This window comes from Streptomyces sp. NBC_01275 (genome assembly GCF_026340655.1).
GTDB lineage: Bacteria > Actinomycetota > Actinomycetes > Streptomycetales > Streptomycetaceae > Streptomyces.
In genome coordinates, this window is sequence record NZ_JAPEOZ010000001.1 from 6931957 (window position 1) to 6945937 (window position 13981).

The 13981-nt window shown below is 69.0% G+C and carries 14 protein-coding genes and 1 riboswitch; of the genes, 4 read left to right on the forward strand and 10 right to left on the reverse strand.

The window, feature by feature from the left end; all coding sequences use genetic code 11:
- Positions 1 to 43: 43 nt before the first annotated feature.
- From OG562_RS30890 to OG562_RS30930, 9 genes are all read right to left on the reverse strand, one after another.
- Positions 44 to 190, reverse strand: a complete 147-nt coding sequence (locus OG562_RS30890) for a hypothetical protein (RefSeq protein WP_266403714.1) — start codon at positions 188 to 190, stop codon at positions 44 to 46.
- 20 nt (positions 191 to 210) lie between these two features.
- The gene (locus tag OG562_RS30895; RefSeq protein WP_266403716.1) at positions 211 to 519 is read right to left on the reverse strand and encodes a hypothetical protein; all 309 of its coding nucleotides are present in this window, start codon (positions 517 to 519) and stop codon (positions 211 to 213) included.
- 222 nt (positions 520 to 741) lie between these two features.
- On the reverse strand, positions 742 to 2946 hold the full coding sequence (locus OG562_RS30900; protein ID WP_266403718.1) for a hypothetical protein: 2205 nt from the start codon (positions 2944 to 2946) through the stop codon (positions 742 to 744).
- Between the two features lie 2 nt (positions 2947 to 2948).
- Positions 2949 to 4502, reverse strand: coding sequence for a hypothetical protein (locus OG562_RS30905; RefSeq protein ID WP_266403720.1), 1554 nt, complete (start codon positions 4500 to 4502; stop codon positions 2949 to 2951).
- Between the two features lie 88 nt (positions 4503 to 4590).
- A complete protein-coding gene (locus tag OG562_RS30910; protein ID WP_266403722.1) occupies positions 4591 to 5673 on the reverse strand; it encodes a phosphoadenosine phosphosulfate reductase family protein in 1083 nt (360 codons plus the stop codon).
- A 9-nt stretch (positions 5674 to 5682) separates the two neighbouring features.
- Positions 5683 to 6552 carry a DUF2637 domain-containing protein gene (locus OG562_RS30915; protein ID WP_266403725.1) on the reverse strand — a complete coding sequence of 290 codons (870 nt, stop codon included), beginning with the start codon at positions 6550 to 6552 and terminating at the stop codon, positions 5683 to 5685.
- Complete coding sequence (locus OG562_RS30920; RefSeq protein ID WP_266403726.1) at positions 6549 to 6860, reverse strand: hypothetical protein; 312 nt, start codon at positions 6858 to 6860, stop codon at positions 6549 to 6551. Before OG562_RS30920 ends, OG562_RS30915 begins: the two co-directional genes overlap by 4 nt.
- Complete coding sequence (locus tag OG562_RS30925) at positions 6857 to 7114, reverse strand: DUF6284 family protein (RefSeq protein WP_266403727.1); 258 nt, start codon at positions 7112 to 7114, stop codon at positions 6857 to 6859. The genes OG562_RS30920 and OG562_RS30925 overlap by 4 nt, the downstream gene beginning before the upstream one ends.
- A 168-nt stretch (positions 7115 to 7282) precedes the next feature.
- Positions 7283 to 7462 carry a hypothetical protein gene (locus OG562_RS30930; protein WP_266403729.1) on the reverse strand — a complete coding sequence of 60 codons (180 nt, stop codon included), beginning with the start codon at positions 7460 to 7462 and terminating at the stop codon, positions 7283 to 7285.
- Positions 7463 to 8277: 815 nt separating this feature from the next.
- Here OG562_RS30930 and OG562_RS30935 point away from each other — a divergent pair.
- Entirely contained in the window at positions 8278 to 9285 is a 1008-nt protein-coding gene (locus OG562_RS30935) for an XRE family transcriptional regulator (RefSeq protein ID WP_266403730.1), read from the forward strand.
- Here OG562_RS30935 and OG562_RS30940 read toward each other — a convergent pair.
- A complete protein-coding gene (locus tag OG562_RS30940; protein ID WP_266403732.1) occupies positions 9269 to 10057 on the reverse strand; it encodes an NUDIX domain-containing protein in 789 nt (262 codons plus the stop codon). The genes OG562_RS30935 and OG562_RS30940 overlap by 17 nt on opposite strands.
- 569 nt (positions 10058 to 10626) lie before the next feature.
- Between OG562_RS30940 and OG562_RS30945 the strand changes: the two genes are divergently transcribed.
- The 3 genes from OG562_RS30945 to rlmN all read left to right on the forward strand — a co-directional run bounded on the left by OG562_RS30945 (position 10627) and on the right by rlmN (position 13776).
- Positions 10627 to 12009, forward strand: coding sequence for a S8 family serine peptidase (locus tag OG562_RS30945; RefSeq protein ID WP_266403734.1), 1383 nt, complete (start codon positions 10627 to 10629; stop codon positions 12007 to 12009).
- A gap of 68 nt (positions 12010 to 12077) precedes the next feature.
- The gene (locus tag OG562_RS30950) at positions 12078 to 12320 is read left to right on the forward strand and encodes a hypothetical protein (RefSeq protein WP_266403737.1); all 243 of its coding nucleotides are present in this window, start codon (positions 12078 to 12080) and stop codon (positions 12318 to 12320) included.
- Positions 12321 to 12669: 349 nt separating this feature from the next.
- Positions 12670 to 13776 (forward strand): 23S rRNA (adenine(2503)-C(2))-methyltransferase RlmN, encoded by a 1107-nt coding sequence (rlmN, locus tag OG562_RS30955; protein WP_266403739.1) that lies wholly within the window; start codon positions 12670 to 12672, stop codon positions 13774 to 13776.
- A gap of 33 nt (positions 13777 to 13809) precedes the next feature.
- A riboswitch (TPP riboswitch) is annotated at positions 13810 to 13917 on the forward strand.
- Positions 13918 to 13981: the final 64 nt, after the last annotated feature.

Here is a 13981-nt window from a genome sequence, read left to right on the forward strand (position 1 = left end):
CGGCCCCGGACTTTGGCGAGAACGGGGGCCGCCCTTGGCATAGCTAGTGGTCGGCGTTGGCCATGTCGTCGATCTGCAAGAGCAGGTCGGCGAGCTGGCGGCGGGTGATATCGCGGCTCCAGGCTGTCGGGAACCCGTCGTTGTCCCAGCCGAGTTCGACCGTGACGATCTCGTCGGGGTCGAGTTCCATGCGGTGCTCCTTCGGCGAGATCACTTCTTGGAGTGGGCGAGCTTGAGGGTGAGCCCGCCGACGCCGATGGGGCCGGCTGCGCCGGCGATGACGGTGAAGGTGTGGGCGGCGGCGTCGAGCAGGTAGCAGATGGCGGCGACCAGTCCCCAGCCGCCGGCGACGGTCGCGCCGGCGATGGCGAACGGCATCAGCAACCGCCGCCACTCGGTGTGGGCCGGGCGGGTGTCGTTGACGACGATGACGACCGGCTGTCCGGTGGCTTGTGCGCGGTTGTAGGCGTCGGCGGGGATGTGCGGGGCGATGTTTCCGTGCGGTTCGCGGTGGTGCATGTGGTGCTCCTTCCGGCGAGCCGAGGACGTGCGGGAGCCCGCCCGGAACGGTTCCGGGCGGGCTCCTGCTGGTCACGGTGTGTGGTTTTAGTGGTCACTGGCTAGTGGCTACTGGCAAGCGGAAAATGCCTGCCAGGGGCCCCTGTTGGTCAGTAGAGGGGTGTTCTAGTGGCTAGTGGCAAGTTTCCGGTAGCCACTAGCCGGTAGCCGTCTGTGAGCGGTTCAGGCGTGGTCGGGGTGGACGTAGACCGAGTGCGGTCCGTTGTCCCGGTAGACCAGCTCGCCCCGCTCGGCGGCGGCCTTGAGCGCGTCGCGCACGCCCTGCCGGCTGCGGTTGACGCGGTCGGCGACGGCGGACGGCTTCATGCCCGCCGGTCCTGCTTCGGCGATCGCGGCGATCGCGCCCGCCAGCCAGTCCGGCCCGCCGTCCCGCCCCGCCGTCGTTCCCGGCTCCGGGGTGGTGCCGTGGTCGTCGCGCAGGGCGGACAGGTTCAGTCCCGGACGCTGCGGCCGCTCCCGCTCCCGTTCCGGCTGGGGTTGGGCGTGGTCGGGTTCGGTGGTGGTGCCGAAGTGTTCGTCGATCTCGCGCATGAACGCGTCCGCGAGCCGGTCGACGTCCGACCCCGCCTCCTGCTCCGGTGTCGGCGGCGGGGCGGGCTGGTCGCGCAGGGCCGAGAGGTTCAGTCCGCGCCGCGGCTCCCCGCCCGCCCCGCCGTCGGCGGGGGTGAGGGGTGTGGGCTGGGGGCTGTGCATCCAGTCGATCCGGTCGGCGTCCCACCTCCGCGCGTACGTCTCCCCGGCCGCTTTGGCGGAGACGTCGTCGAGGGCGGGGTGGCGTTCGCTGGTGGCGGCGACGATCTCGCGGATCTGGCTGGGCAGGATCCGCCAGCACTTGAACAGCGCGGCCGGCGACTCCGGGGTGCCCATGAACCCGGCTCCCTTGTAGGGGGCCTGGTCGACCTTGAGGCCGCGGGTGCCGGGGAACAGCTTGGACAGGTCCATGCCCTCCTTCTCCCCGCCGGTCAGGGCGACCCTGACCTTCGCCTCGCGGCGGATCATGAGGTTGCCGAGGACGGAGCCGGTGGAGCCGAGGGCGGTCAGGACGGTGCGCACGCCCATGGCGCGCAGCATCCGGATGACTTCGAGGATCTTCTTCGCGAGTTCCTTCAGGGTCTTGTCGGTGCTGGTGAGGATCTCGGCTCCCTCGTCGACGACCAGCATGATCTGCGGGATCGACGGCCCGACCGGCAACAGGTCGGTGTCCTCCCGCGCCATGAGGGCCTGGTAGGAGATCTTGCGCTGCTTCCCGATCCGCAGCACCGCGTCCAGCATCAGGTGGGCTTCCTCGACCGTGCCCGCCAGCCAGTCGATCCCCGGCCGCATCGGACGCTCACCGGGCGCGGGCTGATGCCCGAGAGCGGGAAGCACCCAGGACAGGCCGGCCGATCCGGCGTTCAGGTCGATCACGAACGTGAGCACGTCGACCGCGCGGGCGAACCCGGCCAGGATCACGTGGACCATGTTCGTCTTGCCCGACCCGGTCGGCCCGACGACCAGCGCGCACTGTTCCCGCAAGTACGTGAGGATCTGTTCGGCGTTGGAGCGGTAGCCCCACGGGATCCCGGTGTGCAGGGAGAGCGGGGCGTAATCGGAGGGGTAGGGGGTTTCGGTCTCCAGGGCGTTGACGGTGGCTACGTCGATGAGGGTGCGGCCCTGGTGGACGCCCGGTCCCGCGGTGGCCGTGCAGCCGTGCGGGAGGTGAGCGTCCGCCGACAGAGCGGCCGCCCGCACGGCGATCTGGTCATACGTGGTGGCACCGGGGAGTTCCGCGTCGATCGTGAACCCGGTCCCCGTCGGCCAGCGCTCCACCGCCAACACTCGCACGCTCACCCCGCACACCCGCCGGATCCGGTCGATCCATTCCTCGGCGATCGCCCGCCGCTCCTGCGACAGCTCCAGCGCCACCGCCCGCTCCTCCGCGGCCAGCGCCTCTTCCTCACGGGCCTCTTCATAGAGGTCGGTCGAGCGGGTGACGGTGGCCGTTGCGACGCCGATGACGGCGAGGGAGCCGAGCGCCTGCCAGGTGAGCGGGCCGTTGGTCATGGCCCAGGTGGTCCAGCCCGCGCCGACGAGCCAGGACGCGGCGCGGGCGGCGACGGTACGGCCGGCGTTGCTCAGCCGGATGCCGGCGGCGGTGTGGCCGATCGCGCCGGCCGCGCCGACGGCGAGCGCCCAGCCCGGGGGCATGCCGGTCGCCGCGCCGGTGGTGGCGACGGCGAACGCGCCGGTGGTGGCGGACAGGGCACCGGTCACGGGTCCGTGACCGGCCGCCCAGTCCCACACCGGACCACCGCCGCTCCCGGCCTCCTGCTTCGGCTTGCTGCTGTTCTTGCTGCTGGTCACGGCCGTCTCGGTGGTGGTGGTCATGGCTAGACGTTCCAGCCCTTCTCGGCCTCGGTGCCGTTGCGGGGGTCCTCGTGGCGGGCGATGTCCTGCTCGTGGACGCGGCGGAACAGCGGCACGAGGGTCTCGGCCGCGTCGACGGCGTTGAGGAGGGTCTGGTGGATGTCGTCGAAGCCGGTGGCCACGTCCTTCTCGAAGGCGAACTCCTGGTCGGAGCGCTCGGCCAGGACGCGGAAGGTGTTCGCGACCGACAGCAGCGCCGTGGGCAGGTCGTCGACCATCGCGAGAACTTCCATGTTCCCGTCGGGCTCGTAGGTGCGCGCCGCGTTCTCCATCTCGGCCGCGGCCTCGTCGAACTTGAAACCAGACACGTGAATCTCCTGACCGGCCCCGGGGGCCGTGGGGATGAGGCGGGCGGGACGCGCGACGCGGTCCCCGATCTCGTCCGGGCTCTCCTCGACGGCGGCTTCTTCCGCGGCCCGCCGCGCCCGGATTGCCGCGTCGCGGGCGGCGCGCTGGGCGTGGGCGGCGGTCATGAGCCGCCGGTACAGCCGCTGGCCGGGGTGCATCAGCCACCGCCAGCCGAGCTTGCGCCCCAGCGGAGTGGTCAGGCACCCCAGCGCCCCGGCCGTCCCGGAGACGAGCGCGGCCAGCAGACGGCGGCCCTGGAAGCGGGCCGCGGACTTCGCAAGGCCCCAACGGGCCTTGCGGCGGGCGGGTGCCTTGCGCACCTGCGACCGCTTCGCGTCGACCTGCGCGTCCGTGCTCCGGTCCCGCGCCTGGCGGGCCTTGCCGACCAGGGCCCGGGTGCCGGACGCCGTCTTGCCGCCGGCCCATCCGGCCGCGCGGCCCGCCCACCCCTTCCCGCCGGGGGCGGTCTTGCCGGCGCGGGCTGCGGCGCGGGCGTCGCGGCGCGCGTCCCCGACGGCGCGGCGGGCGGCGGTGGCCTGCTTGCGGGCCGCCGCGCGGGTCGGTGCCTGCTCCTTGCGCTCCCGGCGCAGCGCCCGCACCTGACCGACACGCCCCCCACCACCAGCCGTACGGCCGGTGCTCGCCGCGCCCGCGGCGCGTGCCTTGGTGAGGGGTGACGTGGGACGGGCGGCGTGACGCCCGGCGGTGGCAGCCAGGCTGCGCAGCGAGCCGGACTTACCCGCCCCGCTGCGCGGCTTGGAACCGGAACCGCGTCCCCTGCCGCCCGCCAGCGCGCCGCCCTTCGGCGAACCAGCGCTGCGGGACGGGGAGGGGCTGCGGCGGGCGGACTTGCCGGTGTTGGTCTTGCTGCGACGCTCACGGTTGTCGCGGCGGGCGCGGACGGCGGCGGCCGTGCCCAGGACCGCGGCACCGCCCACGGCCGCCGCCAGCGCGACCGGCCCGCCGCCCACCAGAGTGAGGGCGCTCACCGCGCCGACGCCGGCGTTGGTGCCGGACAGGGCCAGCGGCAGCACCGGGATGCCACCCGGTGTATGGACCGGGGCGGACTGCACGGCAGGCACCGGGGGCGTCACGCGGGGCGGGGTGGGGGTGGGAGGGGGTGCGGTGGCTGGCGGGGGCACTACCGGGTCGGTGGTGGTCTCGGTCATGCTGAGGGTCACTCCTTCATGGAGGAGAGCAGGACCCGGACGCACTGCTTTCCAGGGCGCGGCGTCCGGGTCTCTGTGTTGACGGGGTTCAGGCGGCGCGCTGTTCGTCGGTGCGGGTGAAGGCGTCGAACTGGGCGGGAGTGATCAGCCCGGACTCTCGCCATTCGGCGAGCAGATCGGCTTGCCCCTCGACGTCGTCGCACTTGGAGCACAGCCGTCCGGCCGGGCGGCGGGAGCGCGGGCCCGGCGGGCGCTGCCCCCACTTGCACGCGGGCAGGCCCGCGGCTTCCGTCTCGCGCTCCAGCTCCCGCAAGGGCTTGGTGGCGTGGGGGTAGAAGTACTCGATCTCGTCGAGTTCGCCGGGCTTGGCGAACGCTCCGCACAGGCACTCCCCGGACATGTGCAGGTGAGCGGTGACCTCGTTCAGGGGCAGTGCGTCCGGGGTGCACATCTGGTGTTCGGCGTGCTCGTGCGGGAGGGTGCAGCGGTGCCGGGCCCGGTATTCGCGCATGTGGGCGTCGGTCCAGTGCACGATCGGGGACACCCAGATCAGCGCGCCCTCACGGTCGACCTCTTCGGCGTTGCGGAATCGCCGGTGGGTCTCCGCCCACCGCATGCCGCCCAGGTAGACGACGTTGCGGGAACGCCCGCGCGAGCCGATGATCTGCCCGCGCAATCGCTGAAGGGGTTCGTCCTTGAGTCGGCGGTACATGACGGAGTGCCCGGCCGGGCCGGGGAAGCCCTTCCACACCGGGCGGCCGATGCTCTTGCCGCGGGTGGCGAGCACGTTGCCGAGCACGAGATCCCGATAGGAGTGCTTGGGGTGCAGCTCGTGCAGGGGCAGGCCCCAGGAGGCGACCACGTCGCGAACGTGCTGGGTGGTCTCCGGGATGCCGGTCCCGGTGTTGACGTGCGCGACCGCGTCCACCCGGCGGCGGAAGAGGTGGTTGACCACCACGGAGTCGTTGCCGCCGGAGAACAGCCCGACCGTGGCGACGACGGGGAAGGCGGCCAGGACGCGGTCGAGGATCGCGACCGAGCGGGCGATCGCCTCATCCAGCGTCATCGCTTCCGGCTCCGTCTCCGCTTTCGGAGGGCGGCCGGCGATCCGGTCGGCCATGCCCGGGAACATGTCCCCGACCGGTTGCCGGCGCTTGTTGCGAGAGGTCATGGCGTCTCCTCAACCGGCGATCGCGGCGGGGAAGTCGGCCAGGTACGGCTCACGCGCCTTGACCCGGCCCCGCGCCGTGCGCGCCGTCGACTCCGACCCGCCCAGCCCGACGGCGGTCATGGCCTGCGTCATCCGCGCCGAGCTCGGCTGCGTGAAATCCGACCCGTACAGCGCCCGCACCAACTGATCGACCCGGTTGGCGTAGACGACCGGCGTGCACAGATCGACGGCCGTCGACCGGGCGTCGACAGCGGCCGGTCCGGCGGTGACGGGCGTCGAACCCGCCTCGACGCCGACCGGCAGCGCGGCGAGCTCCGGCACCGGGTCCGGCTCGATCGCCGGGGGTGCGGGCGGTGCGGCGGGCAGGCGGTCGACGCTCACGTCGACGGGCGTCGAAGCCACGTCGACGCCCGGGGGCGGGAGGGTGACGGGCGTCGACGCGCGGCGTGCGAGGTAGGCGTGCACCTGACGCATCAACGCCCCGAACGCCAGCAGCGCGGCCACCGGAGGCACCGCGGCCACCACGTAGTCCAGAGCGTTGGCGTCCTTGCCGACCCCGGCGACGTTCAGCGCGATGGAAGCGCCGTCGCCCGCGGCGACCAGGCCGATCGCCCACCCGTCGACCTTGTGGGCGAGGGAGGCGCGCAGAATCAGCAGCTCGCCGATCACGATGAACAGATCCACCGTGGCCGGCCACGCCCACGACCGCGCGACCGCTTCGGCCATGCCGTGGGCGGCGGCCACCTCCTGCAAGTGCTCATACGACAGCCAGAAGGCGACCGCGGTCAGCAGCACCGTGAGCACGGCCGCGATCGCGGTGATGGCCTTTTCCACGTCGACGGGCGTCGACGACGCGTCGACGTAGGCGGGCGCGCTCATGCCGCACCCGCTTGCGCCGTCGCCTGCTCGTAGGCGGCGAAGACGTGGAAGTCGACGCCGTGCACGGTCGCGTCGAACTCCAGCGACGACCGGTGACCGAATGCCTCGACGCGCATCAGGTCCACGTCGACGCCCAGCGCCTCACGCCACGCCTCCACCTTGACGGGACTGTCGAGCTGCACGCCCAACTCACCCGCCGTGTGCCGGCTGACGGTGAAGTAGGCGGCGGGCAGATCCGGGTGACGGGCCAGGAGACCGGCCAGAGACGTGATGACGGCCCCCTGCCCGGCGAGGTCCTCGGCGCTCATGCCGCCTCCCCCGCCACGACGCGGTTGGCGAGGGCCGCCCGCTCCGCCAGCACCCGGTGCCGGCCGCGGCGCACCCGCCGCTCGTCCAGCTCGCTCGGCGTCCGCTCGAGCAGGGCGATCTGAACGTCCAGAGCCTCGATGTCCGCGACGATCAGCGGCATCTCAGCCTCGATCGCGTCCAGCTCGGCGTCCGTCGGCTCCATCCAGTCGGCGAACGCCGTAACAGCTTCCTGAACAGTCACGATGTGATCCATTGGGTCGTGCTTCCTCTCTCAGGGGTGAACGGCCCGAACAGCGGGCCCCGGAGTTGCACCTCCGGGGCCCGCGCCGTTTATGGGGTTCAGCCGCACGCGACGTGCGGCACGGCCGCAGCAGCGGCCGAAGCGCCCCGGCCGAAGCGGCGGGGCGGACATGCGGGTTGGTCAGTGACGGAACGCGAAGCGCACCAGGGCGCTCGCGGCGTCGGTGCGGTCGACGACCTTGCCGGACTCCAGCTCTCCGGCGCGGGCCTCAAGGCGGTCCGCAGCCTGCTCGCGGCCGGCGTCACGCTGCACCTGAGCAGCGGCACGGTTCGAGGCGGCGGCATTCTTCAAGCGGCTCATGAACAGTCCTTCGGCCGACGGATGAAGCTCGCGTGCGCGGCTCCCCTCAGCGCTGCTCGTACGCGACGAGCAGCGGAGGCAACCGGCCCACAGCGCGCATCCGAACGCGCTGCGGTATCCCCGTGCGCGACGCCCGCCAGCCGAAGCTGGGGTCCGTCGTGCTCAGGAGGGGCTGTAGAAGGACTCAGCGGGCGATGCTGTCCGTGTCGGTCCCACACGGCAGCGCCGAACGATGTCGTCGAAGCATCGGAACTCCTCGGTCGAAGGGAGGAAGGGAAAACACTGCAAGGGGGACCGAGTCCCCACTCTCCGGCCGTTGCTCGCGGTCGCCGGGCCACCTCGCCAGTACGGGCCGAAACCCTGTTCTGCCTGGCCTTTAGCGGGATTGCAGCGTCCCCGCCCTCTGCTCGCGGAACGGCCTGCAAAGGGACGTTCCTTCGCACCGCTAACCGGAGTCAGCTCCGTGAGCTGGTGCGCACCAGAAGGTTTGCATCTGGTGCGCACCAGAGTCAAGGTGGTTCACTGATTCAGGTGGCGATCCGCCTTGCGGTGCACCTCAAGAAGACAGGTCGAGACGGGGGTCTCGGTACCTCACAGGACTTAACCCCCGTCCTGTTAACCCCTGTTGACCTGCAACAACGCGAGCCATGCTGGGATGGTGGGTGTATGGAGCTATCGCCGGACGGTGGTCCGTGAGCACAGGACTTCGAAGCGCGCGAACGGCGCGGGGCTGGTCCCAGGAGCGACTGGTCCGAGAGATCGAGCAGTACGCCCGACGACACGTCACTGACGTTGCTTCGACGGCGAGTCTGCGGGTGTACGTGTCCGAGTGGGAGAACGGCAAGCGCACCATCTCGGACCGCTATGCGGCCATCCTGCGCAGCCTTCTGGGAACCACGGACGCAGAGCTGAGGGGTGACGCATCGCAGGTCGCTGTGCCCGTGGTGGACGGCTATGACGAGTTGCTGAGCAGGATCGATTCAGCCAGCAGCATCAGCGGGTCCATGGTGCAAGCCTTCGAGGCGCAGACGGAGTTGCTCCGCACCATGGACCGTGAGCGCGGCGCTGCCAGCCTTGTGGACCAGGTGACGGGGCATCTCTCCGCTCTTGAGGACGCGCTCAACTTCGCGGTGCTGCCGGGCGCGCGCCGCCCGATCGCGCTCGCGCTCGCGGGCGCGTCGACCATGGCCGCGTGGCAGGCGATCGACTCGGGTGCGGTCGAACGAGCCTGGAGAAACTACGAGTTGGCGAAGCGCGCGGCGCGCGACGCTGAGGCTCCGATGTATCTGGCTCACGCCATGGCGGAGCAGGCGTACGTACTGTGCGAGGCGGGCCGGCCAGCACTGGGGGTCGACCTGGTCCGCGATGCTCAACGCGTTCTCGGCGGGGACGGTTCGCCACGTCTTCGGGCGTGGCTGTTCGGCGCAGAAGCTGAGCTGTGCGCCCGCGCGGGGATGGACGACGACTGCCGGCGCGCCCTCGATGCCGCTACGGAGTGCATCCCGGCGGGGTCGGGGGACCGTGACCCGGACATGCTGAGCATCTTCTTGAACGGTGCGCATCTGGCCCGTTGGCGTGGCAGCGTGCTTGCCCTGCTCGGTGACGGTGACGCCGTGAGTAGCCTCTACAGCGCCCTTGAGGTGGCAGACCCGACCTTCGTGCGGGCGCGCGCGGGACTGCACACCGATCTCGCGCAAGCCCATCTGGCACGAGCCGAGTACGACGACGCGCGCACCCACCTGAGGGAGGCTCGACTACTGGCGAACCGCACCAGCTCGGTGCGACAGCGCCGACGGGTGGACATGCTCAGTGCGCGGCTGTAAGCCCCTGCTTGCCACGGCTGGCCAAGATGTGAAGCAGGGCGACCAGCGTTCCGGAGCCCATCAGCTCACCACGAGCCATGAGTCCTGGAATGTCGGCGAGCGGAACCCACTCGATGTGGCCCGCCTCTTCGAGATCCGTCGGAGAGCCGACCTGTTCAGCCCCGTGGCCCACGAAGATCTCGTGTGGCGAGTCCACCATGCCAATCATCGGCTGATAGGTGACCACATGCTCGAGTGACTTCGGTCGCCAACCGGTCTCCTCGACGACTTCCCGGAGCGCAGTCTCCGCCGCATCCTCCCCTTCGTCCACGATCCCGCCGGGGAGCTCCCAGCCGAATTGCTGCGGGACGAAGCGGTACCGCCACAGCATGAGGACGCGGTCCTGGTCGTCGACCACGGCCGTGACGGCGACGTGGTGCAGCTTCACGACGTGGTGCTCGAACCGCTCGACGCCGGGGGGCTCCACATCCCAGACCTGAAGCTTGACCCAACGGTTGTCGTAGACGTCGCGCTCGCCATGGATGCGCCACGGCTCCAGACCCTCCGGGGTCCTCACGCTCACCAGTCCCGGAACGCGGTAGGCGCTCCGGCCCCGAACTTCCAGTGCACCCTCGGACACGAGACGGGCAAGCACCTGTCGCAGCGCCGTCCGGCCGATGCCGAGTTCCTCGGTCAGGGTGCGTTCGGACGGGAGCTTGGTGCCGGGGGCGTACTCGCCTGACGCGAGCCGTTCGTGGAGCGTCTCGTAGACCTTGGTCGTCTTCGGGCCCATGCGCGGAACACTCTCCGTTCTGCCGTGGTGCGTACCAGCGTAGCGGCCATGGGGGCACGCACCCTCCAGCTGGCAACTCGGCGTCGGGTCATTGACTGGTTGTCCCGTCTTGCAGCACTTGAGGGACGCACGTGGGTGCGCATCGACATATGGCGCACGAAAACGAACCTGCACGCCTACTACGAGCGGCGAGCGGATGGGGTTCCAGCGCGTTCGCACTGAGGCTTCGGATGATCAGCGCTCAGGCTGGCTCGCCCAACGATCTGCTTGAGAGTTGGCCATGCCTCAGACCTCCTGCCCGTATCCGCGGAGGACGTAAGGGCGCGCAGCGTCACACCTTGTGTCGAAGGCGTACCAGGTCAGAGGTAGGCATCGGCCGCGTGAGCCCATCGAGTAGGGCGAATCCACGTGTTCACTGTTTTCCTTTTCAAGGAGTGGCAGCCAACTCGGCGTGCGAGCTCGGGAAACCTCCATTAACGTGGAGGGATAAGCGACCGCGCGATCGAAGAGACATTCTCGAGGTACCGCCAAGCAGTAGTTGGCAGGCAAATGACTTGAGGCATCCTGCTATGAACACAGAACGCGCGCTTCCGGAAGAGAGCTCCGGGCAAATACCTGGGGAAGTACTCATCGAGCTGGCTCCCTGGCTGGCGGGCATGGTTAATCCCTTCATTCCGGATCCTTCCGGCTCTGCGTCTCCCGTGACAACCCTAGGCGACCCAGAGATAGACAGCGTTCTGGGTGAGATAGGCGTGTGGTCGATCACGCGCTTGTTCTTCAGGGGGCCGCCTAAGTGGGATGGGGCCAGGTTTAAATCCGACCCTGATGAGGATCACGTTAGCTATAGACTGCGGTTCGATCCGGAAGTGCCTGTCGACGAGGCGGTAGCGCGCTTGCTAGATACGAAAGGCAAGCGCATTGAGTTGGCTACGTCGAATGACTGGTATGTGAGCCTGGCTGTGGACCGGTCAGCACATGAAACTTTCCCAACCCAGTGGAACCTAGAGGCAATTGACTGCCCGAGAGCGTGGAGGCGCACTTACGGTGAACCTCACGTCGTGGTTGCTGTTATCGACTCAGGTGTCGACTTCAACCATGCAGACCTGCAATCCAACCTGCTGCAGGGTAAGAACTGTGTGGACTTCACGGGGAAGCAGTATCCAGCAGGTAGAGAGCTTATAGGCAACTACCTGCGGGCCAGTGATCGTCCAGATGACGAAGTCGGGCACGGTACGCATGTCGCTGGCACGATCTCTTGCGAATGTAGCCATCTTGGTGGGGTGACGGGGATGACGCGACGCTGTCGGATACTGCCGGTACGCGTCCTCGCCACGGCATACGAGCCAGTCAGGCGTGAATATGAAACCGTCGGCAACATGGCTAACCTGGCAGCAGGAATTCGATGGTCAGTGGACTGCGGCGGGGCCAGCATTTTGAATATGAGCTTGGGTAGGGCGAAGAACAACGAATTCGTACTCCGGGCCATCCATCACGCTCAAGACCGCGGAAAGATTCTGGTCGCTGCTGCTGGAAACGAAGGTCACGCGAAGAATAGGAAGATGTATCCAGCGGGATACTCTGGAGTTATTGCCGTCGGTGCGACTGACCTTGATAATCAGCGTGCCTACTTCTCGAACAGTGGAGACCACATCGTTGTGTGTGCTCCAGGTGTGGGAATTAGTTCCACGCATCTCAGTAATGGGCATGACACGCACAGTGGAACTAGTTTTGCGGCCCCTCACGTGAGCGGTCTTGCTGCCCTGATGATCTCCATTGCGCCCGACTTGACGGCGGAGGAAGTCTCGACAATCATCCGAGAGACGGCTACGCCATTGCGTCAAGACCAGGCAGACCCCCATCCGAATCAAAATTTCGGCTGGGGGCTGATCAATGCTGAAGCGGCCCTGTCCCGAGTGATGGAGCACGGAAGCGTATCTGGCGGGCACTCGTGACTGGACTGGTTCGTTGTCTGGTCGCAGAGGTGTACGGCGAGGGCGTCGGATAGAAGGAGTAGGAGTCCATGGCAGTTCGCGTGATCGTGGAACTGGATTCTAAGTCGGACTGGCGGAGAGTAGTCCCGCAATTGCAGACGGTATTCGGTGCCGAGGGTGCTGTGCCGCCAGTGGAGGGGTGGCCAGACCACATGGTGGTTCTCTTCCCGGATGGCACCCCCGACGCTATTTGCGATGACCTGACGACGGACGTGCCGGAGATCTTGCGAGCGCATCCTGACGAGTATTTTGTCGGGGATCCCAGTATGTGATCGAAGGCATCGAGGCGCAGAGCTGCTCAAACCTCGGCGTCTCCGCACCTTCCCTGCCCTGCGCCTCGACGTCTCCCCCTGCTGGCGCATGCGTTACGTGCGTTCACGCGTTCGATTCTAGTTTCGGGTGTGAGGGTGAGCACCACCGGCCCCAGCAAAGTCTCGCTCCGGGCCCAGGTGTCACGGTGAGGCAGCTTCACCTGCGCAGACACCCCGCTGGCCCCCGTGGGCCGGGCCGTCTGTGGGCCGTCCGAGGGGGGCCCAGGACGACCAGGGATGACCAACAACGACTACCCCGCAGGACTTCCGGCCCAGGCCACGAGATTCGATCTGCGACACTGGTGTGGCCATGCCTAAGCCCGGAGAACTCACTTTCGTCGCCCCCCGCGGAGCCAAGAAGCCGCCGCGGCACCTCGCCGACCTCTCGCCCGCCGAGCGGAAGGAGGTCGTGGCGGAGATCGGTGAGAAGCCGTTTCGTGCCAAGCAGTTGTCGCAGCACTACTTCGCGCGCTACGCCCACGACCCGGCGGAGTGGACCGACATCCCCGCCGGATCGCGCGAGAAGCTGCGCGAGGCGCTGCTGCCGGACCTGATGTCCGTCGTCCGGCATCTGTCGACCGACGAGGGCACCACCCGCAAGACGCTGTGGCGGCTGTTCGACGGCACGCTCGTGGAGTCGGTGCTCATGCGTTACCCGGACCGGGTGACGATGTGCATCAGCTCGCAGGCCGGCTGCGGGATGAACTGCCCGTTCTGCGCGACCGGGCAGGCCGGTCTGGACCGGAACCTGTCGACCGCCGAGATCGTGCACCAGATCGTGGACGGGATGCGGGCGCTGCGCGACGGCGAGGTCCCGGGCGGTCCCGCGCGGCTGTCCAACATCGTCTTCATGGGCATGGGCGAGCCCCTCGCCAACTACAAGCGGGTCGTCGGCGCCGTCCGGGCGCTCACCGACCCGGCACCGGACGGGCTCGGGCTGTCGCAGCGGGGCATCACCGTGTCGACGGTCGGGCTGGTGCCCGCCATCCACCGGTTCGCCGACGAGGGCTTCAAGTGCCGGCTCGCGATCTCCCTGCACGCCCCTGACGACGAGCTGCGCGACACCCTCGTCCCCGTGAACACGCGGTGGAAGGTGCGCGAGGTGCTCGACGCCGGCCTCGAGTACGCGGCGAGGTCCGGGCGCCGGCTCTCCATCGAGTACGCGCTGATCCGGGACATCAACGACCAGGCGTGGCGTGGCGACCGGCTCGGCCGGCTGCTCAAGGGCAAGCCGGTGCACGTCAACCTGATCCCGCTCAACCCGACCCCGGGCTCGAAGTGGACGGCCTCCCGGCCCGAGGACGAGAAGGCGTTCGTCCAGGCCATCGCGGCGCACGGGGTGCCGGTCACCGTCCGGGACACCCGAGGCCAGGAGATCGACGGGGCCTGTGGACAGCTGGCGGCCACCGAGAGGTAATCTGGCCAGGTCACATCGTCTTATCACAACTTCAGCATCCGACAGGGGAGCGCCACAGCGCTGAGAGTGCGGCAACCAGGCCGCAGACCCTCTGAACCTCGCCCAGGTCATTCTGGGTAGGGAGTTCGGTGACTACTCAAGCTGTTGCGCCCTGCCCGGACACTCCGGGCGGGGCCGCGTCTCTTCCTGGCCACCCCCAGGAGGA

Coding starts and splice junctions, on each gene's coding strand:
- OG562_RS30890 (WP_266403714.1), bottom strand. CDS start 190: ATGGAACTCGACCCCGACGAGATCGTCACGGTCGAACTCGGCTGGGAC.
- OG562_RS30895 (WP_266403716.1), bottom strand. CDS start 519: ATGCACCACCGCGAACCGCACGGAAACATCGCCCCGCACATCCCCGCC.
- OG562_RS30900 (WP_266403718.1), bottom strand. CDS start 2,946: ATGACCACCACCACCGAGACGGCCGTGACCAGCAGCAAGAACAGCAGC.
- OG562_RS30905 (WP_266403720.1), bottom strand. CDS start 4,502: ATGACCGAGACCACCACCGACCCGGTAGTGCCCCCGCCAGCCACCGCA.
- OG562_RS30910 (WP_266403722.1), bottom strand. CDS start 5,673: ATGACCTCTCGCAACAAGCGCCGGCAACCGGTCGGGGACATGTTCCCG.
- OG562_RS30915 (WP_266403725.1), bottom strand. CDS start 6,552: ATGAGCGCGCCCGCCTACGTCGACGCGTCGTCGACGCCCGTCGACGTG.
- OG562_RS30920 (WP_266403726.1), bottom strand. CDS start 6,860: ATGAGCGCCGAGGACCTCGCCGGGCAGGGGGCCGTCATCACGTCTCTG.
- OG562_RS30925 (WP_266403727.1), bottom strand. CDS start 7,114: ATGGATCACATCGTGACTGTTCAGGAAGCTGTTACGGCGTTCGCCGAC.
- OG562_RS30930 (WP_266403729.1), bottom strand. CDS start 7,462: ATGAGCCGCTTGAAGAATGCCGCCGCCTCGAACCGTGCCGCTGCTCAG.
- OG562_RS30940 (WP_266403732.1), bottom strand. CDS start 10,057: ATGGGCCCGAAGACGACCAAGGTCTACGAGACGCTCCACGAACGGCTC.
- OG562_RS30945 (WP_266403734.1), top strand. CDS start 10,627: ATGAACACAGAACGCGCGCTTCCGGAAGAGAGCTCCGGGCAAATACCT.
- OG562_RS30950 (WP_266403737.1), top strand. CDS start 12,078: ATGGCAGTTCGCGTGATCGTGGAACTGGATTCTAAGTCGGACTGGCGG.
- rlmN (WP_266403739.1), top strand. CDS start 12,670: ATGCCTAAGCCCGGAGAACTCACTTTCGTCGCCCCCCGCGGAGCCAAG.